Source organism: Pseudomonas rhodesiae (assembly GCF_007858255.1).
Classification (GTDB): domain Bacteria; phylum Pseudomonadota; class Gammaproteobacteria; order Pseudomonadales; family Pseudomonadaceae; genus Aquipseudomonas; species Aquipseudomonas rhodesiae.
In genome coordinates this window covers 1-21,934 of record NZ_VFEU01000031.1, presented here as the reverse complement: position 1 = coordinate 21,934, position 21,934 = coordinate 1, and the positions used below count along the sequence as shown (strand labels likewise).

Sequence of the window (21,934 nt, the reverse complement as noted above, 5' to 3'; positions counted from 1 at the left end):
TGCAAGTAGTCTTGCGCAGCTAGCGGGGCAAAGCACCACCCCGCTGCTGGCTCTACTTATTTCTTGTAGAGGTCGTACCAACTGTTGCTGTTGGGCGTGTACCAACTGAAACCAGCGACATTGGCGCGGGTGGCCAGTTGGTAGCCTGGATTCATCAAAAACACCCAAGGCGCCTCGTCCACAACAATTTGCTGGACGCGCTTCATGCCAGCATCCCTCGCCGCCTCGTCCGTGCTCGACAACGCGTCGTTGATCAGCTTGTCGACTTCGGCATTGTTGAATTTCGGGTAGTTGATAAGTGAGGCGCTGTTAAGCCAGAGATTCGCCACATAAGCCGCATCGGGGACAATGGCCATGTCGCGGAAGAAATACATGGGGATCGTGCCCTTGGAGTACTTCTCCACCAGCGTCGAGGCGGGCAACTTCACCAGTTCCACGTCAACGTTGGCGCGGGCGAACGCGGTCTTGAGGATGACGGCAATCTCTTCCTCGATCTGATCACCGGTACGGTAGCCAAGCTGGGTTTTGAAGCCCGATTCCTGGCCCGCCTCTTTCAACAGTGCCTTGGCCTTCTCCACATCCTGGGTGTACGTGAAATATTCATCGGTATAGGACGGATAGATTTCAGAGATCGGGCTCTTGGTTGCCCGTGCCTTGCCGTAATACACCGCCTTCAGAATATCTTCGCGCGGCACCAGATAATTCAACGCCTGGCGAACCTTGGGGTTATCGAACGGAGGTGTGGTGTTGTTCATTTCAACGCGGTGAATGTAGTTGCCAAACACCTGCCAAATCTTCAGCTGAGGATTCTTCTCCAGCATCGCCAGCTCACGTGGCGAAAGCCATTCGGCTACATCCACGGCCCCAGCTTGCAGTGCTGCCAGGCGGTTGGCCGATGTCGGCATTTCGCGGAATATGATTTTCGAAAGACGCGGCACGCCCCGGTAATAATTCGGGTTGGCTTCGTACACCACCTCCTGGCCTGACTGGAATTTCGTCACCTGATAGGGCGCGAACGAGGCCGAGTGAGTGGCCAGCCAACTGGATGCGTAAGGGTCGTCACTGGTGACGTTCTTGCGGGCAGCAGTGGCGTCCAGAATGCCGAGGTCATTGTTGACCCAGATTCGCTCGATCAGCGGAGAGGTCTTGGGCAAGGTGACCGTGACGGTCATTTCATCCTGCTTCTTGAACGCTTCTTCAAAGGATTTGATGCCGAGGATCTGGCTCATGTACCAGCGGAAATTCGCGTTCTTGTTCCAGCCCCTTTCGAACGACCACATCACATCGTCGGCGGACAGGGTGTTGCCCGCTGCGCTCTTGACGCCACTGCGCAAATGAAAGGTGATCGAGGTTTTGTCGTCTGCCACCGTCCAGCTTTCAGCCAGCGCCCCCACCAGCTTGTCGAAGTTTTCCACCTGCACACCGTCGACGACCTTGGTGTCGTAGGCCAGCAGGCGCTCGTAGATGTTGCGCTTGGCTTCGTGGGTGGCTTCGGTCGGCGGATATTCCTGATCGAGCGACTCAGGCGTGCGAGGGCCTGCAACCACCAGGATGGCGCTCGCATTCTGGGCAAATGCATTCGGAGCAACAGCCCCACCAAGTAGCGAAACGACTGCCAGCGCCTGCGCAGCGGGCCTCAGAAGGAACCGCATTATTTTCGTATTCATAGGATAGGATTCTTGGTTGGAGGTGATTGAGTAAGCCCTTCTCAAATACGAAGACGTGATGCCAATAAACTTATGGCTCACCCCCCCCGCTCTAGAATGGCTGTCTATGGCTTGGGCAGTGAGAGAATCGATAGCTGACATGCAGCCCCAAGATTGTTGCTAAACAATTTGAAATTGTGACAATCACATAGCAATCCCTGTGCCATCGGTGTGACAAAACTTCGCTCCCGGTTTGAACGTCAATGACAATAGTCTTACAGGCCCCGAAATCAGGAACTTCACGATGTGCAACGGGGTAAGCCAACAGCCAGTCAAGCACCAACCAACCCTGGCCGAGTTCTTGCTCACTCTCGGTGCGCACCCATGATTCGTGGTCATTCGAGGTGCACATTTGAACAATCCCGGGTAATTCTGTGACAATCGCTAATTCTTTGGTAACAAACCATGCAGACGGCACCCATGCTCATCGACGACTCACCCACAGCACGTCCTCGCAAAGCCCGCACTACTGGCCAGATTCTTGGAACAGCCGAGAAACGCGACGCCATTTATGAGCGCATCCTGAATGCGGTGATGGAACACCGGCTCATCCCTGGTACCAAGCTTGTGGAGGAGAAGCTTGCCAGCGTATTTGAGGTCAACCGCACCCGCATTCGCGAAGTGCTCGCCCGGCTCGCACATGAAGGTGTTGTCACCACGATTCCCAACCGTGGCGCGTTCGTAGCCAGTCCGTCTGTAGAGGAAGCTCGGCATATATTTAACGCACGCAGGATTCTGGAGCCGGCGCTAATTCGGACGCTCGTAGCGCACGCGGGTGAAAACCAGATCACTCAACTCTATGACCATGTGGCCCTAGAGCGCGCTGCTCGGGAAAACAATGACAAGCGCGCGGTTATTCGCTTGTCTGGAGAGTTCCACCTACGGATCGCAGAAATGGTCGGCAGTCCCCCACTTTTGAAACTTATGCGAGAGCTGTCTTCGCTGACCTGTCTGATTATCCTGTTGTACGACGCGCCCAATGTGCCGGCATGCCCAAACCATGAGCATCTTGAGATCGTGAACGCTATCAAGTCAGGCGAAACTGAGGAGGCGGTCAGGCTCGTGATAGAGCACCTGAATCACATCGAGAACACGCTGGATCTTTCGATAGGGGAAGAACAGGAGGTGGATCTGGACGAAATCTTCGGTTGAACGGTACGAAATTGGGAAGATATTCCGAACCCCTCCTTGCAGAGCATTAAGGTCCATCCCACAACGGTGTTTGCCGCTCCTTCGACACCCGGTTTTAGCTGGTAATTGCACTCCGGACCGAAGCAGAACCAGTCAATCGAACCCTCGTAGTCGATCCGCTCTTGGGTTGCCGCAATCAGAACAGCCAGCCATTCGAGGTTTTCACGACATCTAGCTGCATCAGCGGTGGACGATTCGGGGAAAATAATCGGTGACAGGTGGCGCTTCAGCGACTGCCCGAGCCGTGACTCGTTCAGGCGAAAATCTTCCTCCGGGCAAGCCTGGAGTTTCCTCAGGATAATGCGGTTGTAGAGCTTCCACTGCTGACCGGAACGATCATCGGAAGCGTCTTCAGAAAACGCCTGATAGGCCAGCACGCTGAGGTAGGAAAACAATTCCAGCAGGGATAAGTGCCCAAGCTGTTTTTCAGCGTTGCCAATCAGCTCATCAAAGGGCTTGAGCTGATCCAGCAAACGGTCACAGACACCGAAGAATATCTGCCACTCTCCCCCCACGAGCGCTGCACGAAGCGCAAGCCATAGCGGCGAAGCAGTACGCTCAAACAGCTTCGAGTAGCGGATTGCCCATCTGAGGGTGTCTGGGGCATGGCTGGCCAGCTCCAGCAGTAGGTCGACACTGACTGCATTGTCGAAGAGCAGCACCCGACTGAGAGCAAGGCTTGCCAGCTCGGAGCGAGTGACCGCCTCCGCATCATGCCAAAACGGTGCTGAAGCCAGGCCAGTCGCGCGGTCAAGTGCAGAGAGGTTTTTACCTGCAGGCCGCTGATCCAAGAAATGATGCAAAGATTCATCAAGAGCACGGCCTTTGCCGAGTGCAGGCTGATTCCTTTCATACACCGACTGGTAATGCTGCCGGCATCGTTCTCCTTTCTCTGTCATCCCACAGCACTCACAGCAGCCTTAGATTCCTGGACAGAGCCTAAACCATCGGCCGACCAGGACTCCACAGGCACCGCGCTAGCGTCCAGCACGCTGGCAACCCACCAGATCACCAGCGCGAGCTTGAACTACCGACCCAACCTGCGTGATCAATATGGTCGCCAGGGGAGCGAACCGATTAGTCGCCCCGCAAGCCTTTCTTTGCCTGCCCCTTACGCAAGCAACGAGCACCAACCGGCTTGAGTCGCAGGTGTTGATCATTCTTGACCAGGTAACGCATGGCGTAATGCACGTTACCCCGCGCGTTCAGGTCTCGCCGGTGGATCAGGCCAATGCCAAGCCTGTCTTGGTATTTATCCTTTTCGAGGTTGCAGTTGTTGAAGCAGCCCTGACCACGGGTAATGCGCTCCCACAGCTCACCGATCCGCTGGGCCTTGTAGATGTCGGCATTCACTTCAGCACCGTTGAAGAAGAACGCAGCATGGATGTGATAGCCCCGATCCTCGCCTTGCTCAACGCTGCAGATGTAGCCGGTTTCATGGTCAAAAATCAGGTTACGCTCACGCTCAGCAATCAACCGATTCAGGTCGTCGAATACGCGCTCCACACGCAACCTCGCTTGGACCTCTGTCCGGTAATACAGATCAACCCTGACCACGCAGGTACGGGCATAGCGATCAAGCACGGCATCCACGTAGCTACCGATCTCGATCTCCTGCTGAATAGCCAGGTAGCGCTGGTCAGCGTCCCGACGCATGAACCTCTTTTGGGTGCGGAGAGTACGGATGCACTTGGTCAGTTCGTTCAGTGTCTCGCTGGTGCTCAGGTAGCGTGTTCCGTCCTCGCTCAAGCAGGTAATGCCACATGGGCTGAGCTCAACCCCAATGGTCTGGCAGGCTTGCTGAAAGAGGCTCAAGTGCCAGCTGGACTGGTACTCCACATCTCCCTCGAACAGCGCGATCATCTGCTCGATCCCATCGAAGTACTTTGACAGCCTGGTTTCACTGACCAGTTCATCACCATGCTTCGAGTATCTGATTCGGTAGGCTTGGCTATCTGAACGCTGGATGGCGTTGATGAGACGCTCAATCCGGATAGAGGTATCGGACCGGGATGGACTGGTGTGGGTGTTTCGTTTGGTCATGGTTGTGTACCTGATTAGTTTTTGGCATATCAGGTACGTGATGTGTATTTTTTCACCGATGACCTAACCCATAGGCAGGGTGTTAGAGTTCGTGCTGCCATTAGAGCTCAGGCTATTGCGTGGTTATAAATTGATAGTCCAGAGCTATATAACTAGATCCCGATCCAAGCCCCAGCGGCCACCCCAGGCTGGCCGAGCAATGGGAGCAACATTGCTCGGCCAGCCGAGAGATTCGCCGCGCTTAACGTTGGGAGAGTTAGCTGAGAACTTTGCCCCCCAACGGCATAAACGCCATGACCAGCCTTAGCGAGTCATGGCGTTTATGATCGGCTCTACTTGGCTACACTTAGGCGGCTGGTGGAACGCATTGCAGCCTCCTCCGCCAGGTCACGCTCTTCGATCCTGGCCAGAATCCAATCAAAGACCTCGCTTTCGACAAATCCAATTGATCTATCGCCTAGCGAGACCGGGGAAACGAACCTGCCTTCCCCGATGTACTTGTACAGGGTCGACCGAGACAGGCCAGTTGTATCGATTACCTCTTTCAATCGCATGATTCGCATGAGCAGGCTCCTCTGTATGGCTCAGAGGATCTGCGGTGGCGGTAAAAAATGACCGGCCTGTAGCTCGCCTAGGGTGCCTTGGTCAAAAGCGCCACCTCATAGCGCAGCGCCAGGTCCAATGCATCCTCTCGCACATACGAGTCAAGCCTCCCTCCGCGCACGTCCCATACCCAAAGACATGTATTGCTGGCTCTGGGGGCTGGATAGACAACCAGCGACACAATGCTCCAGCCATCGCTTCTGACTGGAGCAGGGATGAGTCTAACCAGCTGGGGCCTGTATCCTTGCCACACTTTCATTCGGCGCAGCCCTTTGTAGATGCTCTCGGCCCATCTACACGCTTCAGCATGGAAGCTTTCCATCAAGCCATCCCATGGGCCAGGCACACCCCGATCAGCACCAACAGTCAGTGGCCCACCCAGCTCACCAGCAATCCTTTCAAGAACTGCCGCTTTAACGTCAACAAGCTCGTACTCAGGGGCCGCCCAAATAGCCGTCAGCAGGTGGGATGTATGGCTTGCCAGCTTGTGATAGAGCATATCCAAAGCTCTAGGCCCCAATACTTTTAGTGCCTCTGTCGTAGGCATTGCCGATTCAAGCATGTCGTACTTGTTCGGCCCCTGAGTTGCGTACACCACCAATCCCCGCTGCCTCTGCTTCACACGGAGCTGTGGGTGATCAAGGTTCAGGTAGTAAATGCTCGTGACCTTTGAGCCAACGAAAACCCCATTCGACAGCCCCGGCACATAGCTACGAACGAACCCCAAGCTCAAAAGACGCTTCAATTGATGCTTGATCGATAAGGAGTCGAGTCCAGTCATGGCCCTGAGCCTCGGCCCTCCAAGCCCAGTCACGACACCGCACTCGTCAGCCTCGCTGAGAAGAGCGGCCAATAACATCCGGGAGGCAGCCCCCAGCCGCCCCTTGGCACCAGGGGCAGCAGGTCGACCGTCTTTGCGGGTAGCGGAGCGGGATGACTTTTCCTCCTGATCTGTCGATGCCGACGTTTCACCCTCTCCAACTGCGTAAATGTCCGGCTCAAGAAAAAGGCGAAGCATTAGCTCTTGGTGGGTGAATTCTCTGCCTACTTCGGCGAGCACTCTAAGCAAGCGCTCCGAGGCAACGTATCCAACACCAGGACGCCCAACCCCGCCTTCCTGCTTGCTTTCCCTCAGAAGCCTAGCCCTGACCAACTCTTGCGATGCGTCCCGGACAAATCTCTCCGTCAAGCAGAGCTGCTTCGCTACCGACTTGATCTTGTAAGGGGCCTCCAGACTCAAGTCATTCATGCATAGAAATGCTTGCAGGAAGAATCTTGATTCAGCCTCAACATCAATCTTCAAGAAGGCTATCATAGCTCTTAACCTAAAATTTCATGATCAAATTAGATCAGACTTTATACCCTATTTTCCCACAAACCATAATTCATGTAACAGGACGATTAACACATCCTGTAATGAATGAGTTAACCTTACCATTAAACACGCATGACGTATGCCAATTAACAGATCTGTTAATCTCACTGTTAACGATCGTCAAAAATCGAACGAGTGCGGCGCACCGGCACCGCTAAACGGGAGGGGTAAGAGGGGATGGCTGAGACTGAAAATGCGCCAAGCTGGCTAAATGAACTCGATCGCAAAGAGGCGGAGTGGGCAGCGAGCTACCTGTCGAAGCGATGGCCTGAAGGGCTTAAGGCCAAGCCCAGCCCGACACCCCCCATGCTTTACCACTCGCTCGCCGAGTCGATCCATGAGCTAGAAAAATATGCAGCAGGCGTAAAGCTCATTGAACGGATGAGAAACTCCATCAGACAGCGGCGCTATAGACTGGCGGAAGGCGGGCGAAAAACGTGCTCTTTCACCCTGCCTCTCAACACCAAGGACAAGCTAAAAATCCTTGCAAAAAATGCTGACACCACCGAAACAGCGATCATAGAAAGCCTGATCGCAGGCGCCCTGCAGTCGAGCCAAGATCAGAAAGAGGGAAAGCGACGCGAGGCCCTGGAGAAAACAATCACCCGCAACTCAAGCAAGCTTGCGCAGGAGCTGAACAAGATCAGGCTCGAGGTGACCACCAAGCACCTGGACGCCAGCCTGAGACGACTGGCTGGCTGGCAGGTATACCTCAACGAACAGACCCCCGAACTTTCGGCTGAGCAGGAGTCAGAAGCTAACAGGATTGCCGAGAAGCGAATGCGCGAGATCCAGGAGGCAATCAGGGCCGTCCTAGCGAAGCATGAAATGATGAGCCCTAGGAACATCTGAGATCAGCCTCCCAGGGCAGCAACTCGCATCAGTGTGGGTCAAAGTGTGGGTCAATACGACAAGCAAAAATAAAGTATTTTAAAATCAACAACATATTTAATAAGAACACCGGCCACAAGCCGGCTTTTTAATTGCCCGATAAGTACCCCCGACTCAAGTGTCCAACAGCTATTGGACAATTGATTAATCAAAAGCGGGTCGCTCTACCTTCTCTCCATCGCTTTACGTGGGCTGCAAACACTCCACAGCTCGATCCGCCACTATCTTCGCCATTTCCACCAAATGCATCACCGCTCTTTGCGGCGCAGCCACTGGTTCACCGAGCACTTGCGACGTAGCCACCGCACACTGCAGCAACTCAGCCACACGCACCCAGGCATCCTCAAAGCTCAATTCTTCATTTACGACGAATGGATTGGTTGCATGCGAAGACTGTGAGTCCGAAATAACGTTATCCATAGAAAAACCTCTAGCAGTAAGTGATTACCACCGTCCTTTCGCGACTAAACAATCAGAGGTGGCGGCTGTACGCAGGTTAGTCGACCGGCCGCTAGGCACCGGCGCACCCGAAGGTGCCCTGCGCACAGCCACCATAAAGTGCAGGTGAGAAGACACCTGTCTTTGAGATGGCGCATGCGCCTAGCGAAGTCCGGGCGACTAAACCCGATCACTGAATAGTCAGTGACGATCCGCAGCCTAGTCGTGCATTTTCTCTGGCGCAAGCGGCTGGGATTTTCTAGGAAATGTCCCGCAAATGAAAGGGATCTAACCTGCTGGCACAACGAATTCGAGAACGCTGTAGGACTGCTGACTCATATGATTTTTCAGCAGTTCTCCATGATAAGGACGGCCATTGCGTACCAAAGTGATATCACAATAGAATCACTTATCTCATCCTGCCAACTGATGAGCGAGCAGGAATGAAACAACTTCAGCTCATACACAGGTCAAGGAGACCGATATGCCGGATATCAAGGAACAAAAACTCCTCTATCACCTCACTTCGCTGGACAACCTGAGCAGTATTTTTCAGAACGGACTTAAACCGCGAGCGCAGCTCAGGGCGTTCGAAGATGTGGCTGATGCCGAGATTCTGAAAAAACGACAAGGTCTCCAGAAAAGGCTCTGATCTGGCGGATCGTCCATCGCGACAATCTGCCCTGGATTCTGGACAACGGCCTGCACTGCGCCAGCTCCGAGGTGCAGGCCGCACAGTATGTGAACATAGGCAATGTTGATTTAATCGACAAACGCCGCACGCGCGTCGTTCCTATTGCTCCTGCAGGCTGTTTGTCAGACTACGTGCCCTTCTATTTCACCCCCTTCTCTGTGATGATGAAAAATATTCACTCCGGGTGGAGCGTTCAGCAGCGCAACAATGACGAGATCGTAATTCTCGTCTCAAGCCTCCACCGAGTCGCCGAGCTTGGCCTACCGTTCGTCTTCACAAACGCACATGCGTATCCGGATTGGACAGACTATTACAGCGATCTGGCGAATCTCCACGAGATCGACTGGTCTATCCTTCAACGGCGTGACTTCAAACGTGACCCCGATGACCCTCGCAAAATGGAGCGGTATCAGGCTGAAGCGCTGATTCACCATCACCTACCGATTACAGGACTCCTTGGCATCATGTGTTACACCGATGCGATGAAAGAACGCATAGAGCAGGACGTTGCCGCCAGAGGCCTGACGTTGTCTGTGCATGCGCGTCCGGGATGGTATTTTCAATGATCAGATTTACCCAAGGCAACCTTCTGGAAGCCAACACCGAAGCCCTCGTCAACACGGTGAATACCGTGGGCGTGATGGGCAAGGGCATCGCGCTGATGTTCAAAGAGCGCTTTGCAGAAAACTACCGCTTGTACGCGGCAGCCTGTAAGGCTGGCGAGGTAGAGACCGGAAAAGTTCACGTGACTGCGGTCAACGAATTGGACGGTCCTCGCTGGATCGTTAACTTCCCGACCAAACGTCACTGGCGATCACCATCACAGATGGCATGGATAACGGAGGGTCTACACGATCTACGTCGTTTTTTGATCAAAAACCATGTGAAGTCTGTAGCGGTCCCCCCCTAGGTGCAGGTAACGGCGGCCTGAAATGGGCAGACGTTCGCGAACAGATCGTTGATGTCTTGAGTGATCTGGATGTTGATGTGCTTGTGTTTGAGCCCTCTAATCAGTACCTGAATGTCGCCAAGCGGAGCGGCGTGGAGAAGCTCACACCAGCCCGTGCACTTATTGCGGAACTGGTTCGGCGATACTGGGTGTTAGGCATGGAATGCAGCCTGCTTGAGATTCAGAAGCTGGCTTGGTTCCTGGAACGCGCTATTGAGAAGCGGCCAGACCTCAAGAACCCGCTGGACCTTAAGTTCGTCGCTCATAAGTACGGGCCGTATGCCAATCGGTTGGAGCATCTGCTTAACAACTTGGACGGTAGTTATCTGCATTGCGATAAGCGCATCGGTGATGCGGAAAACAGTGATGTGATCTGGTTCGACCAAGACCGCAAAGCCTTTCTACAAACCTATCTTAAAACAGAAGCCAAGGAATACTCCGAAGCCCTGGAATGCGCTACCGAATTGATTGACGGCTTTGAGTCACCGTTTGGTATGGAGTTGCTGGCGACAGTCGATTGGTTGCTCAGCCAGAAAAATATCTCCCCTAGCGTCCCTGCTGTGCGCGAGGCATTGAAGCAATGGGAGGGCGGAGCCGGTGCTGGAGCTCGCAAGAACAAACTGTTCGACGACCAAGCGCTTGAGATTGCACTCAAACGACTTACGCATAACCACTCCAATGCTCAGATGGCTACCTGCTGAGAATCAGAAATTTGCCCGCTGACGCGGGCATTTAGCCAATCGGTTGAGGCGTGCCGGCCAGTACTGACTGAGAAGCCCAGCAGACTGTTTCAATCCAATATCAAATGCGGCAAAAACCGGCTCGAATCCTTGGTAATCAAACTATTATCCTCCCGCACCCCAATCCCCGCCGCCTGGTCCCCGATCACCCAGGACCCAATCAACGTATAGCTGTCCCCAAACCGCGGCAACGGCGCAAATTCCTGCAGGATAAACGGCGCATCCGTGTAGGGCCCGTCCTCCTTCACAACCAGCCCATCAGCCGTTTGCAGCTCAATGTTGGCGCCTTCCCGCGAGAAAAACGGCTTGCGCACCCACCCCTTCGGCACCGCTTTACCCGGTTCGGTATCCAGATGGGCGGTGAGCAGATTCGGGTGGCCTTTGTTGAATTCCCACAACAGCGGCAGGATGCCTTTATTGGAAATGATGGATTTCCACGCGGGCTCGAAAAACTGGGTATCACTCTCGGCAATCGCGGCGCCGAAGGGTTCGTGGAAGATGAATTCCCAGGCGTGCAGTTTGAACAGGTGGGGAATCCAACGGTCCTGGAGGTCGACGAAGCGGCCTTCGGGGGTCAGGCCGATGTCTTCGATGTCGATGTGGCGTGATTCGATGCCGACTTTTTCCGCGACCAGGCGCAGGTAGTCGGTGGTGCCTTTGTCTTCGACCGAGTCTTTCATTGAGGCGAAGTAGAACGGCTGGTTGACCTGCAACTGCGCGAAAGCCTGGTGCAGTTTGGTGTCGATGCTGTTGAACTGGTCGGCATGCTTGGGCAGCAGGCCGCGCTCGATGCATTGCTCCAGCCAGCCCCACTGAAACGCCGCAGCCTCGTAAAGGCTGGTCGGTGTGTCGTAGTTGAGCTCCAGCAGCTTGGCGGGGCCGGTGCCGTTGTAGGAGAAATCCATGCGCCCATACAGGTGCGGATGACCTTCCAGCCATGACGTTCTGATCATGTCGAAGAAAGGCGCGGGGATGCTCAGGCGTTCGAGCAGTTCTTCGCTCTGGACGACGCGTGCCACGAGGTCCATGCACATGTCATGGATCTCGGTGGTCGGGTCTTCCAGGTCTTGCTCGATTTGCTTGAGCGTGAACTGGTAGTACGCGCTCTCGTCCCAATAGGGTTCGTTGTCGATGGTGTGGAACAGAAAGCCGAGGCTGTCGGCCGTCTGTTTCCAGTCATGACGCTCTGCGCAATGAATCTTCTTCATGCCCGGGTTTTCCTTAACTGCTCGACCCGCCGCCCCAGCCGCTGCGTGCGCTGGCCTTGCTGCCGAAACCGCCACGGGAGGTGGCCGATGCCACGGAGCTCGACGTGCTGGATGAACGCAGCGTGTTGGTGTAGTTGCTGCTGCCATACCGGGCCTGGTTCGAGCGGCCGAACGTGGCGCCATTGGAGACGCGCTGATTGAGCGTCGAGTTGGCGTAGTCGCCGCGATCATCGCGATAGCGATACACGGGCTCAGAGCGGTAGCTGTTGCGATTGCTGCTCAGCATGTTGCCGATCAGCAGACCGGTCAGCAGGCTGCTGGTGGAGAAGCCGGAGCCGCCGCTTGCCTGAGCGTTGCCCGCCTGAGCGTTGGCAGCGTCGACCTGGGATTGTGTCACCTGGCCTTCGGCGGTCAGCTCGAAACCGCCCAGCTTGGGAATGAACTGGCCGTTGGAGTCCAGTTGGCACCAGCCGGCGACAAAGTCGGCATCGCAGTCGGCCTGGCTGGCGTACACCGGGGCGATGCGGCGATGCTCGGCCATGGCGGTCATGTAGGCGTCCGAGCAGACGTCCACCGGAAGCTTTTCATCGGCGCATTGCTGAACGGACTGGAAGTTGTACTTCTTCTGCAGATCGTAGGTTTTTTCCGTCGGCCCGCAGCCAGAAATCGCCATGGCGACCGACGCTGCCAGCGAAAGCTGGACGTACTTGCTTCGTTTCATCGGGAGCTCCGTGCGCAATCAGTTCTGGGTGGGCGTCATGCAGGCGGCATTCAACATGCCGACGCTGATAGCCACGGCGGCCACGTAGATGCCTGCCGCGAGCTCGCCCTTCCTGATGCGCTCGGACGTGCCTTTGAGCACCAGGCTGGTCAGCAGAAACGCCAACAGTTGGACGACGGCCGCGATCACTGCCCAGACGACGAAGTCGAGAATGCTGATCGAGTAGGCAATCACATTGCTGGCCGGAATGGCGAACCCGACGATGGCACCGCCCAGGGCAACGGCTGCGGAAACATTGCCTGCACGGATCAGTTCGAATTCTTTGTGCGGGGTGATGCGGGTGTAGATGAACTGGAACAGTGCGAACAGTACGGCAGCGCCCAGTATGTAGGTCACAAACCCGAGCACAGCGGTTTTGTTCAATGAAATGGAGAGAGCTTCTAGCATGTGTTTCTTCCTTTTTTAGAGCGCTTTCAAGTCGGTTGTGTACAGCGAAATGCCCAGCGATGTGCTCAGGCTGACGGTGCCTTCAGCGTCTTCCTCGACGGAAAACAGCAGGAACTCACGTCGATCGGTCAGGCCTGTATCCCGTGCGTATAGCATCGAACGGTGCTCAACGCTGTAGGCGTCTTCGGGGTTGATCACCTGCTCACTCATGGCCACCAATTCTGTCTGACCTTCCTCGCTGCCCCATACACGCGCGTATTCGACGCCGTTGTGGGTGTAGGTCGGCAAACCGATCAGACTCTGCGGCCCCGCCAGGCGGCGCAGTTCGGCCTCGCTGCTGAGGGTGACGTAACTCAGGTAGTTAAACAGGATCACCGACTCGACCTGCCCGGTGATATCGCCCGTGGTGTGCACCTGCAGCCAGTAATCTTCGTCGTTCATGTAATAGCGCGAAAGCCAGGTCGACTGCCCGAGGTCAACGGTGCCGTTGCTCCAGATTTCCTGGGTGCCGGGGATGATCACCGTGGTTTTGCCGTCGAGCAGCAATTTCAGGCTCGTGTCGAATATCACGCCTTTGCCCGGCGCCAGGCCCAGCGGCCCGGTGCTCGGCACGGCTTGGCCAGGCTCTTTCGATTGTGTATTGGCGTGCGGGGCCTCAAGCCCCATCAACTGTTTAAACCATCCCATTGGAGATTTCCTTGAGGCGGGTGGAGGCGATGTAGAAGAGTTCGCCACCTGCAACGCGCGTGTTGCTGGGCGGGTTGATCGAGGGTTGCGGGGCGCCTATGGCGCGATAGCCGATGAGAGTGGCGTTATGGCGTTCTTTCATTTGGGTGTACAGGTCGCCGAACGTGGCCTCAAAGGCCTCGGGCAATTTCATCAAGTATTGGGTGGCACCCTGGCCCACGCACAACAGCTCATTGATGACCACCGACGAGCCCGGATCCTGGGACGCGCGCACCAGCATTTCGATAGCCATGCTTGATGTGCATTCCAGGCTCGGGGCGTAGGAGCTGGCCAGAGCGGCAATTTCGCTTTCATTGAAGTGGGCCACCACATGACCGACCGGGCTCAGTTGATTCACCGCCAGCACGGTGGCCAGCGTCAGATCATCAGACGGAGTGCGCACCAGCACACGCTCGGCACCGGGCACGCCGGCACGCAGCAATAACGCTGTCGAAGACAGGCTTTCGCCACGGATGAACGCCGCCTTGCCCGGCATTGGGTTTTCTTCGAGGGTGCAATCGCAAATGACGATCAGGTTGTCGTTCGAGGTCTCGTCCTGGAGCAACAACTCAATGACTCGCTCACTGGACGCGCCCTCCCAGCCAATGAGCACGGTATGACCGACCTTACCGGTGAAATCGCCTTTGCCCTTCATGCCTTTTCTCCATGCATCGATGACAGTGCTGGTGGTTTTGCCGATGGCTGCCGTCAGCAGCGCAATGCCCCCGAGCATCACCCAGGCAGCCACGAACACGCGCCCCGCCGAGGTCTGCGGCGCAAGATCGCCATAGCCGACCGTCAGCGTGGTGGTGAGGTAGAAGTAAATAAATGTGGCGGGAGCGGTGAGGTGCTGTTCGTCCAGGTACACCAGGCCCAGGTAGGCGGTGATCAGGTGTATCCCCAGGGCGATCACCAGCCCCGCCCAACCGAAGCGGTGAAAGAGCGAGGAAGCGTACCTGCGCAACAGAAGAAAAATCGACACGTGTCCCTGGCTCCTTGGGTACTTGATTACCTGATGACGTTGTCGCCTCGACATCGGGATGCTCAAGCGCGCTCAGCCGGCATTAAACCTGCTGCGTGGTTTGGAGAGAAGTACCTTGGCTGCAATAAATCCGGCGAATGCGCCAAACAGATGCCCTTCGAAGGAAACACCCTGGCGAGGCAGGAAGCCAAGGATCAAGCCGCCATACAGTGCCGCGACGACAGCGGCCGTTATCAGGTTGCCCCAACTCCTGTGGAACCAGGCGCGAGACAACAGGTAGGCCCATAGCCCGAAGACCCAGCCGCTGGCGCCCACGTGTATGCCGGCAAAACCGAACAGCCAGACCAGCAAGCCACCCAGCACAATGATGATCGCGCTGACGGTCACAAACCGATTGAGCCCTTCGATCATCACCAGGCTGCCCAGCATCACAAAGGCAATCAGGTTGGCGCTCAGGTGGGCGAACGAGCCGTGCAGAAACGGTGACGTGAGAATGCCGGGCAGCCCCTGCAGCGTTCTCGGGATCAGGCCGAACGCCATAAGGCTGTAACCGGTCGCCACATTGAGCAGTTGCAGCGCGACCATCAAGAAGGCCAAGCCTGCGATTGTCTTGAAACCCTTCAGGGCATCCATCCTGACCTCGATAAAAAAGGGAGGGCAGACACTGCCCTCCCAGCGGCGACGTTGCTTACTCCGCCGACTTTTGCTTCAGGCGCTCCAGAATCGCATTGGCGCTGCCTTCATCCGGCGTGATGCCGGCGTCGCGCAGCTTGCGCTCCAGATCGGTCCCCGTCGAAGCGTCAGCCAGCTCATCCTGAGCTTGCAGTTCAGCGGCGCGTTGCTGCTGCTTGGCCTGCAAACGATTCAGCGTACCGACGGCGGTTTCCAGCTTGCCGTTGGCACCGCCGCTGGCGATGGAGGCGCTGACCTGGGCCTTCTGTACGCTGTCGCGAGCCTTGGCCATATCCACTTGCTGGCGCAGGCTTTTGATCCGGCTTTCGGCCTTGGTGATGTCCTTGCGCATGCCTTCCGCATAGCCACCGAACTCAATGGCTTGCTTATTCTCGACATCCCGCTCGTTGGTCAGGGTCGAAATCGCTTCGGCCACTTCCAAGGCGAGGTCTTCACGATTGGCCTGCAGGGCAGCCACCGCCTTGGACTCCAGGTCCTTGATCTTGGCGTCGTACTCGTTGACGCGATCAGTCGCCAATTTGTGCTTGGCCATGATGCTGACCAGCTCACGCTTGGCGTTGGCCAGCGCGGTGTCGGCATCGCGAATTTCCTGATCGAGGATGCGCAGGGCCTGTTGGTCGACGATCGATTCGCCGACTTCGTTGGCACCGCCACGCAGCGCGGTGAACAATTTGCTCCAGATGGACTGAGTCATTGGATACTCCCGAGTGCTTAATTGAAGAAACGTTCGAAGGCTTCGCTGGCGCGCTGCACGTTGTCGACCAAGGTTTTCACCTCGGTCACGATATTGGTCAGGCTGGAGTCGGAGCTCAATGCGCCGAACATGTTGTAGACCACTTGCCCGTTCGGCATGGTTTCGATACCGATCGAGGACAGCGGGAACATCTCCCGGCTGCGCAACACCGCGTCATTGAAGGTTGCGACATCGTTGATGGACTCGGCATCGACCAGCACGGTATCGACGATGATCTGCTCGCCCACCACCGCGATGTAAATCGGCAAGCCACCGAAGTCGTTCATTTCCAGCTTGATGCTGGACTCGGAGCCTTGGACCAGAGACAGCGTAATGTCCTTGGACACCACCTCGTCCAGGGCCTGAAGAGCGGTGAAGAGGCGATCGATATTCCAGTTGGTACCTGCGCTCATGAAATTCTCCGACATGAATGAACCAGCCAGAATCGGCTGGCGAAGCTGTTTCTCCATTTGCTTGAGCAGGCTTCGATTTTCGGGAAGCACCCAAGTCTCGTGTTTCACATAGCCGGCGGCCGCCAGGCCTGCGCGCATCTGCTTCATGTAGAAGCTCGATGGCTTTTTGACCGACGGTTTCAAGCGCTCTCCTTGAAGACGGGTTGAATCGGTATCGGCCCCTGGGGACGGGGTCGATGGAGAGCTGCTTTTCATGGTGCTGACCTCGCTGTGAAAAACTCACGCGTGAGAAAATCTACAGGCAATTTTCAGCAGGCTCAATAGCTCACGCGTGAGATTTTTTGTCGTACTTCTTTCACTGACACTAAAGGTCGCTGCTGCTAAATGACCGAAATTGTCACCTTTGAGTTGACGGTATTACCCATATCAGACGATTTATCATGCCGTCACCACCCATTAATCTGTGCCCATGTTGAACGCAACGCCCTAACCCACTTAAACAAAAAGGATTCAACCATGAGCACTGCAACCTACAACCGCCTCAACAAAGACGACGCCATCGTACTGCTGGTCGACCACCAGACCGGCCTGATCTCTCTGGTTCAGGACTTCTCGCCCAACGAGTTCAAGAACAACGTACTGGCCCTGGCCGACCTGGCGAAGTTCTTCAACCTGCCGACCATCCTTACCACCAGTTTCGAACAAGGCCCCAATGGCCCGTTGGTGCCGGAGCTGAAAGAAATGTTTCCGGACGCGCCTTACATCGCCCGCCCTGGTCAGATCAACGCATGGGACAACGAAGACTTCGTCAAAGCGATCAAGGCCACTGGCCGCAAGCAGATCATCATTGCCGGTGTGGTCACGGATGTCTGCGTAGCGTTCCCGACCTTGTCGGCGCTGGCGGAAGGGTTTGAGGTGTTTGTGGTGACGGATGCGTCGGGCACTTTCAACACCACCGTGCAGCAAGCGGCGTGGAGCCGGATGACACAAGCCGGTGCACAGTTGATGAACTGGTTCTCGGTGGCTTGTGAGCTACATCGCGACTGGCGTAACGATATCGAAGGGCTGGGCAATCTACTGTCTCAGCGTATCCCGAACTATCGCAACTTGATGAATGGGTATGCGGCGCTGACGGCTCATCAGAAGTAAGTCAGCCGAGATTCGCGATAAGCCTGCCCTCAAAAGCGGGCTTTCGTTATTCAACCGAGCTTAACCCGCCAGTTCCCGCTCAATTTGCTCGATGCTTGGCAAACTGGTTTGCAGCTCTGCGGGTAATGCCCCTACCAGTTGATATTCCGCCACTCCGATAGGTCGGTTGTTATCGCGCAGTGCATACTCAGCTACCACCGCATTCTTGCTCTTGCACAATAATAGGCCAATCGTTGGCCCATCTTGTGGATGCCTAAGCTGAGCATCTACAGCAGCAAGGTAAAAGCTCAGCTTGCCTAGGTGTTCAGGCTTAAATTTTCCCGCCTTGAGCTCGATCACCACGTAGCAACGCAGCTTCACGTGGTAGAACAACAGATCAACGAAGAACTCATCGCCACCCACATCCAAGAGAACTTGTTGGCCGACGAACGCAAAACCAGCGCCCAACTCCAACAGAAAGTCGGTGACGTGTTTGATCAGGGCATTTTCTATGTCGCGCTCCTGCGCATCCAGGGCCAGACTGAGAAAATCAAAACGATAAGGATCTTTCAGCGACTCACGCGCCAGCGTCGGATTGTGGCTTGGGCAGGTGGTTTTCGAAATTGCTGACTGCTTTACCCGTGCGCTCCAGTAGGCGAGTTTCGATTTGCATCACCAGCGTGTTGCGGGACCAACTGTGTTCAATCGCCTGCGCGATGTACCAACGACGGGATTCTGGCCCCGGAAGTTTGTCGAGCAGGACCACATTGTGGCCCCACGGCAATTGTGCAGCAGCCTGTTGCACAAATTCCGAATCCGGCCAAGCTTCAGCAAATGCACGCATGTACTTCAGGTTGCGGGGCGAAAAAACTCTCATGCAGGGAAAACTCGTACGCAAATCTTGAGCAAGACGATCAACAACCTTGCTCCCCCACCCCTGCTGGTTCTGGCGGGTCAGAATCTCGTGACCGATATTCCAGTAAAGGAGCACCATTTCTCGATTGACTGCCAGTGACGCACGCTGTTGTGGCGCGTGGATGCGCTTTTTAAGGCCGGTCAGCCAATCGCTGTAGCCCGTCGGAGGCGCCGTCAAACGGATAGACCTTTCGCTCATGCCTGTTTCACTCTTGAGTTTTCGGCAGGCTAGTCAGAGGCCTTTGCAGTAACAAGGGGTCGTAAGCACTTCAGGAGGTGCCCAACACATCTTACGAAACGGTCCTACTGGCAACTGCAAATCAGCTTATTGCAACACTCTCTGAAGCAGATCGGCGGACGATTTGGAAAAGGGAAAGGCCAATGCTTTGCCCTGGGATCGAGCAGAACACGCTATTGCCAATTTAAGAAGCGAGACCTGGCCAGGCAAATCGCCGTATTGCAGAGGATGCAGGCTGGACTGATTGAATTTGAACCCCAACTTAAAGAAGCACAAAGCACTGCTCGTCAATGAGCATAATCGCCATTTGAAGTAGCCCCCAACTGTGATTGGGGCTGACTATTACGCGACCGTCATAAGCCCTTTCTGATTTTCCCCACCGTTCATCCAGCCGCTTTTTACTGCGGCAGACTCCGACGCCTTGCCCTCTGCCGAGACGTCACGGATGACCCACGCTTCCCACATTGCCTCTATCGAACATGAGCTGGATGGCTTTCATCAGAGCCTGGTGACTTATCGCCAGCAGATGGGCGCCTGGTATTCGCGGACGGTGGACTCGGTGAGCCATGCGGCAGATATGCCGTCGTTGCTGGGGATGGATCGGGTGTTGCGCGTCGGTGACTCGCAGACAACCGTAAGCTTGAGCGACCCTAACTTTATCGGCAGTGTTGCCGTGTGCCAGTTGGGCGGCGAGCTGAAGATAGAGAGCAAATTCGACTCAGTGTATGACGTGCCGATTGGCGACATTCCGGTCGAGGTTATCGGGCTGGATGACGGCAGTTCCACGCGGGTCATGTTGGATGAGCACGGCAAGGGCTCACACCACTGCGCCGCTGGCGGGCGCTATCAGGTTCGGGTACAGGGCGGTGTTTCCCAGGAGCAGGTTGACGCGTTGTTCGCCTCCTACGCCGGGCTGATGGCGGACCTGGAGCGGTGGCTTCGCGAACAGTGGCAAGGCTTCAAGCCGCATTGGCAGCAGTCCACGGCCAGTGCGATTGGCAGCGGCGTGCTGGCGGGCAGTTGGGCCGCGATCCGGGACGTGTGGGACAGCATCAAGCTGGTGCAGGCGATTCTTGAAAACCCGTTGAAGTACGTCGAACAGCTGGGAGCCGAAGCGGCCAAGCTGGCACAAATCGCCACCGATGCGCCCAAGGTCATGGAACAGGCGATGTTGCTCGCCAGTGATGAGGCGGCGCTGTTCCTGCTGGTGCGCACGGCGATGATCTGGTTGGACGCATTGCCGCCCAGTGAGATTGCGCAAGTGGCCGCTGGGTTTGTGGTGTCGCTGCTGATTGACCTAGTGATTGGCGCGGTGCTGACCATCGCATTGCCGGCGGCGGCTGTGGCGTATTTGAGCCTGCGGTTGGCCAGGTATGGCGCACAGATTGTTAAAGCGGCTGTTGGTTTTGTTCAGAGCGTGCTGGCGATTCTGACGAGGTTCATGCAGGCGGTGGATCGCTACAAGGCGGTGGCGGTTCGCGGTGTGGTCGGCAGAGTGAAGCAAGGCACGCTGCAGATGCGCTGGCGGGCGCGGCAGAACGCGGTGCTGAAGCAAAAAGAGCCTGTGGATGATTTGCCTGCTGTATCGACGAATCCGAACGGCGATGCGGCGGCTTCTGCGGATAAAACCGTCACTAACGGCTGCCCCGTATCGATGGTCACCGGCGAGGAATTGCTGACCCTGACTGACGGTGTTCTGGATGGGGTATTGCCGTTCGAGTGGACGCGCCTGTATCGCACCAGTGCGGTGGAAGTCGATGTAGGGCTGGGGTTTGGCTGGAGCCATGGGCTGGCGCAGCGGCTGCTGGTTTCAGGCGATTCGGTGGTGTGGACCGACCATGAAAATCGCTCAATTTCCTTTCCAATGCCCACCATTGCGAGGCCGGCAATCACCAATAGCCTGGCCGAAGCAGCGATCTATCTGGGGGCTTCGCCGGATGAGCTGGTGCTGGCCCAGGCGTCGCGCTTCTACCACTTTCGCGACGGTGTGCTGACAGCGATCAGCGATGCGTATGACAACCGCCTGCGAATTTTCCGCGACGTGCTCGGACGTATCGAGCGGGTGGATAACGGGGTGGGTCGCTCGTTGTTTCTGCGCTATGGGAGCGGGCGCATTGTCGCGGTGGACTACCAGATTCAGCGCGCCAAAGGCCGTGGTCCGTATGTCTGGACGACTGAGCAAAACGTCGTTTCCTACGCCTATGACGACCTGGGCCGACTGGTCTCGGCGACCAATGCCGTCGGCGAGAGCGAGGTGTATCGCTACGACGAGCAGCACGTCATTGTGGAACGCGGCCTGGCCGGCGGGGCGAGTTTCTTCTGGGCGTGGGAACGCTCCGGCAAGGCGGCGCGCTGTGTGCGGCACTGGGCCAGCTTCTCGCAGATGGACACGCGCTATGTGTGGGGCGACGACGGTCAGGTCACGGTGCACAACGCCGATGGCAGCCAGGAAATCTATGTCCACGACGACCGTGCGCGATTGGTGCAACGCATCGATCCGGATGGCGCGCAGCACTTCAAATCCTACGATGCCCAAGGGCGGTTGACGGTCGAACAAGACCCGCTGGGGGCGGTGACGGCGTATCAGTACGACGAAGCCGGACGGCTGGTGGCGTTGTTTCCTGGGGAAGATGAGCCCACTACCTACGAGCATGACTACGGTTTCGTACGCGTGGTGCGCCGGGGTGAAGCGGTCTGGAAATACGAGCGTAACGATCAGGGCGATGTCATTCGTAAGATCGATCCTGACGGTCACGTTACCGACTACAGCTACAACAAACATGGGCAACTGATCGGCGTCTGGTACCCGGATCACAGCTGCCATCGCTTGGCGTGGAATGAGCGCGGGCAACTGGTTGAGGAGCAGTTGCCCAATGGTGGCATCAGGCGCTATCGCTACGACGACCTGGGCCGCGAGGTGGCGCGTGAGGATGAACATGGCGCGCTGACCCAGTACCAGTGGGACGCTGTGGGTCGGCTGACTCGTCTGACCCTGCCAGGCGGTGCCACCCGCGAATACAGCTACAACCCCTACGGAAAAATCACCGCCGAACGCGACGAACTCGGCCAACGCACCGCCTACGCCTACGCTGACGGCCTG

Annotated in this window: 20 protein-coding genes and 2 pseudogenes; 7 read left to right on the top strand and 15 right to left on the bottom strand. The window is 56.3% G+C overall.

All coding sequences use genetic code 11. The annotated features are described in order from the left end of the window. Nucleotides 1–56 precede the first annotated feature (56 nt). Nucleotides 57–1,667 (bottom strand): ABC transporter substrate-binding protein, encoded by a 1,611-nt coding sequence (locus tag FIV35_RS26005; protein WP_024947383.1) that lies wholly within the window; start codon nt 1,665–1,667, stop codon nt 57–59. Nucleotides 1,668–2,126: 459 nt separating this feature from the next. On the opposite strand from FIV35_RS26005, the gene FIV35_RS26000 reads away from it, so the two are divergent. Next, on the top strand, nt 2,127–2,858 hold the full coding sequence (locus FIV35_RS26000; protein WP_231980899.1) for a GntR family transcriptional regulator: 732 nt from the start codon (nt 2,127–2,129) through the stop codon (nt 2,856–2,858). Here FIV35_RS26000 and FIV35_RS30000 read toward each other — a convergent pair. From FIV35_RS30000 to FIV35_RS25985, 4 genes are all read right to left on the bottom strand, one after another. Further along, nucleotides 2,786–3,796: a hypothetical protein gene (locus FIV35_RS30000; RefSeq protein WP_156796360.1), complete on the bottom strand. Its 1,011-nt coding sequence runs from the start codon at nt 3,794–3,796 to the stop codon at nt 2,786–2,788. The two genes, FIV35_RS26000 and FIV35_RS30000, sit on opposite strands and share 73 nt — an antisense overlap. Before the next feature lie 178 nt (nt 3,797–3,974). Continuing rightward, nucleotides 3,975–4,940 (bottom strand): YagK/YfjJ domain-containing protein, encoded by a 966-nt coding sequence (locus FIV35_RS25995; protein WP_017736614.1) that lies wholly within the window; start codon nt 4,938–4,940, stop codon nt 3,975–3,977. Nucleotides 4,941–5,272: 332 nt separating this feature from the next. Then, a complete protein-coding gene (locus FIV35_RS25990) occupies nt 5,273–5,503 on the bottom strand; it encodes a helix-turn-helix transcriptional regulator (RefSeq protein WP_017736615.1) in 231 nt (76 codons plus the stop codon). A 68-nt stretch (nt 5,504–5,571) separates the two neighbouring features. Continuing rightward, nucleotides 5,572–6,858 carry a hypothetical protein gene (locus FIV35_RS25985; protein WP_017736616.1) on the bottom strand — a complete coding sequence of 429 codons (1,287 nt, stop codon included), beginning with the start codon at nt 6,856–6,858 and terminating at the stop codon, nt 5,572–5,574. 237 nt (nt 6,859–7,095) lie between these two features. On the opposite strand from FIV35_RS25985, the gene FIV35_RS25980 reads away from it, so the two are divergent. Then, nucleotides 7,096–7,770 (top strand): hypothetical protein, encoded by a 675-nt coding sequence (locus FIV35_RS25980; RefSeq protein ID WP_017736617.1) that lies wholly within the window; start codon nt 7,096–7,098, stop codon nt 7,768–7,770. A 222-nt stretch (nt 7,771–7,992) separates the two neighbouring features. On the opposite strand, the gene FIV35_RS25975 is transcribed toward FIV35_RS25980, so the two are convergent. Continuing rightward, entirely contained in the window at nt 7,993–8,229 is a 237-nt protein-coding gene (locus FIV35_RS25975) for a hypothetical protein (protein ID WP_034139438.1), read from the bottom strand. Nucleotides 8,230–8,731: 502 nt separating this feature from the next. Here FIV35_RS25975 and FIV35_RS25970 point away from each other — a divergent pair. From FIV35_RS25970 to darG, 3 genes and pseudogenes are all read left to right on the top strand, one after another. Next, nucleotides 8,732–8,899 (top strand): DUF4433 domain-containing protein, encoded by a 168-nt coding sequence (locus tag FIV35_RS25970; protein ID WP_231980898.1) that lies wholly within the window; start codon nt 8,732–8,734, stop codon nt 8,897–8,899. Further along, nucleotides 8,896–9,507: a type II toxin-antitoxin system toxin DNA ADP-ribosyl transferase DarT gene (darT, locus tag FIV35_RS25965; protein ID WP_034139439.1), complete on the top strand. Its 612-nt coding sequence runs from the start codon at nt 8,896–8,898 to the stop codon at nt 9,505–9,507. The genes FIV35_RS25970 and darT overlap by 4 nt, the downstream gene beginning before the upstream one ends. Continuing rightward, a pseudogene (gene darG, locus FIV35_RS25960) lies at nt 9,504–10,591 on the top strand (type II toxin-antitoxin system antitoxin DNA ADP-ribosyl glycohydrolase DarG). Before darT ends, darG begins: the two are co-directional and overlap by 4 nt. 89 nt (nt 10,592–10,680) lie before the next feature. On the opposite strand, the gene FIV35_RS25955 reads toward darG, so the two are convergent. From FIV35_RS25955 to FIV35_RS25920, 8 genes are all read right to left on the bottom strand, one after another. After that, complete coding sequence (locus FIV35_RS25955) at nt 10,681–11,838, bottom strand: glutathionylspermidine synthase family protein (protein ID WP_034139440.1); 1,158 nt, start codon at nt 11,836–11,838, stop codon at nt 10,681–10,683. Nucleotides 11,839–11,851: 13 nt separating this feature from the next. After that, nucleotides 11,852–12,559: a DUF1190 domain-containing protein gene (locus FIV35_RS25950; RefSeq protein WP_034139441.1), complete on the bottom strand. Its 708-nt coding sequence runs from the start codon at nt 12,557–12,559 to the stop codon at nt 11,852–11,854. An 18-nt stretch (nt 12,560–12,577) separates the two neighbouring features. Continuing rightward, nucleotides 12,578–13,006 carry a DUF350 domain-containing protein gene (locus tag FIV35_RS25945; protein ID WP_034115228.1) on the bottom strand — a complete coding sequence of 143 codons (429 nt, stop codon included), beginning with the start codon at nt 13,004–13,006 and terminating at the stop codon, nt 12,578–12,580. A 15-nt stretch (nt 13,007–13,021) separates the two neighbouring features. Further along, complete coding sequence (locus FIV35_RS25940) at nt 13,022–13,693, bottom strand: DUF2491 family protein (protein WP_034139442.1); 672 nt, start codon at nt 13,691–13,693, stop codon at nt 13,022–13,024. Beyond that, nucleotides 13,680–14,714: an ion channel gene (locus FIV35_RS25935; RefSeq protein WP_034139443.1), complete on the bottom strand. Its 1,035-nt coding sequence runs from the start codon at nt 14,712–14,714 to the stop codon at nt 13,680–13,682. Before FIV35_RS25935 ends, FIV35_RS25940 begins: the two co-directional genes overlap by 14 nt. A gap of 72 nt (nt 14,715–14,786) precedes the next feature. Continuing rightward, nucleotides 14,787–15,347 (bottom strand): rhomboid family intramembrane serine protease, encoded by a 561-nt coding sequence (locus FIV35_RS25930; protein ID WP_034115231.1) that lies wholly within the window; start codon nt 15,345–15,347, stop codon nt 14,787–14,789. A gap of 55 nt (nt 15,348–15,402) precedes the next feature. Continuing rightward, complete coding sequence (locus tag FIV35_RS25925; RefSeq protein ID WP_034115232.1) at nt 15,403–16,101, bottom strand: PspA/IM30 family protein; 699 nt, start codon at nt 16,099–16,101, stop codon at nt 15,403–15,405. 17 nt (nt 16,102–16,118) lie between these two features. Next, on the bottom strand, nt 16,119–16,700 hold the full coding sequence (locus FIV35_RS25920; RefSeq protein WP_034115237.1) for a YjfI family protein: 582 nt from the start codon (nt 16,698–16,700) through the stop codon (nt 16,119–16,121). 369 nt (nt 16,701–17,069) lie between these two features. Between FIV35_RS25920 and ycaC the strand changes: the two genes are divergently transcribed. After that, nucleotides 17,070–17,702 carry an isochorismate family cysteine hydrolase YcaC gene (gene ycaC / locus FIV35_RS25915; protein ID WP_034100941.1) on the top strand — a complete coding sequence of 211 codons (633 nt, stop codon included), beginning with the start codon at nt 17,070–17,072 and terminating at the stop codon, nt 17,700–17,702. A 60-nt stretch (nt 17,703–17,762) separates the two neighbouring features. Here ycaC and FIV35_RS25910 read toward each other — a convergent pair. Further along, nucleotides 17,763–18,795 (bottom strand): annotated as a pseudogene (locus FIV35_RS25910) (PDDEXK nuclease domain-containing protein). A 484-nt stretch (nt 18,796–19,279) separates the two neighbouring features. Between FIV35_RS25910 and FIV35_RS25900 the strand changes: the two are divergent. Continuing rightward, the coding region (locus FIV35_RS25900; RefSeq protein WP_146375098.1) for a DUF6531 domain-containing protein at nt 19,280–21,934 on the top strand (2,655 nt) is incomplete at its 3' end.

What these genes read in the sequence shown, in the direction of transcription:
- FIV35_RS25985 (WP_017736616.1), bottom strand. Translation starts at nt 6,858, where the DNA reads ATGATAGCCTTCTTGAAGATTGATGTTGAGGCTGAATCAAGATTCTTC.
- FIV35_RS25975 (WP_034139438.1), bottom strand. Translation starts at nt 8,229, where the DNA reads ATGGATAACGTTATTTCGGACTCACAGTCTTCGCATGCAACCAATCCA.
- FIV35_RS25920 (WP_034115237.1), bottom strand. Translation starts at nt 16,700, where the DNA reads ATGAAGCAGATGCGCGCAGGCCTGGCGGCCGCCGGCTATGTGAAACAC.
- ycaC (WP_034100941.1), top strand. Translation starts at nt 17,070, where the DNA reads ATGAGCACTGCAACCTACAACCGCCTCAACAAAGACGACGCCATCGTA.
- FIV35_RS25980 (WP_017736617.1), top strand. Translation starts at nt 7,096, where the DNA reads ATGGCTGAGACTGAAAATGCGCCAAGCTGGCTAAATGAACTCGATCGC.
- FIV35_RS25940 (WP_034139442.1), bottom strand. Translation starts at nt 13,693, where the DNA reads ATGGGATGGTTTAAACAGTTGATGGGGCTTGAGGCCCCGCACGCCAAT.
- FIV35_RS25995 (WP_017736614.1), bottom strand. Translation starts at nt 4,940, where the DNA reads ATGACCAAACGAAACACCCACACCAGTCCATCCCGGTCCGATACCTCT.
- FIV35_RS25955 (WP_034139440.1), bottom strand. Translation starts at nt 11,838, where the DNA reads ATGAAGAAGATTCATTGCGCAGAGCGTCATGACTGGAAACAGACGGCC.
- FIV35_RS25950 (WP_034139441.1), bottom strand. Translation starts at nt 12,559, where the DNA reads ATGAAACGAAGCAAGTACGTCCAGCTTTCGCTGGCAGCGTCGGTCGCC.
- FIV35_RS30000 (WP_156796360.1), bottom strand. Translation starts at nt 3,796, where the DNA reads ATGACAGAGAAAGGAGAACGATGCCGGCAGCATTACCAGTCGGTGTAT.
- FIV35_RS26000 (WP_231980899.1), top strand. Translation starts at nt 2,127, where the DNA reads ATGCTCATCGACGACTCACCCACAGCACGTCCTCGCAAAGCCCGCACT.
- FIV35_RS25970 (WP_231980898.1), top strand. Translation starts at nt 8,732, where the DNA reads ATGCCGGATATCAAGGAACAAAAACTCCTCTATCACCTCACTTCGCTG.
- FIV35_RS25930 (WP_034115231.1), bottom strand. Translation starts at nt 15,347, where the DNA reads ATGGATGCCCTGAAGGGTTTCAAGACAATCGCAGGCTTGGCCTTCTTG.
- FIV35_RS25990 (WP_017736615.1), bottom strand. Translation starts at nt 5,503, where the DNA reads ATGCGAATCATGCGATTGAAAGAGGTAATCGATACAACTGGCCTGTCT.
- FIV35_RS26005 (WP_024947383.1), bottom strand. Translation starts at nt 1,667, where the DNA reads ATGAATACGAAAATAATGCGGTTCCTTCTGAGGCCCGCTGCGCAGGCG.
- FIV35_RS25945 (WP_034115228.1), bottom strand. Translation starts at nt 13,006, where the DNA reads ATGCTAGAAGCTCTCTCCATTTCATTGAACAAAACCGCTGTGCTCGGG.
- FIV35_RS25925 (WP_034115232.1), bottom strand. Translation starts at nt 16,101, where the DNA reads ATGACTCAGTCCATCTGGAGCAAATTGTTCACCGCGCTGCGTGGCGGT.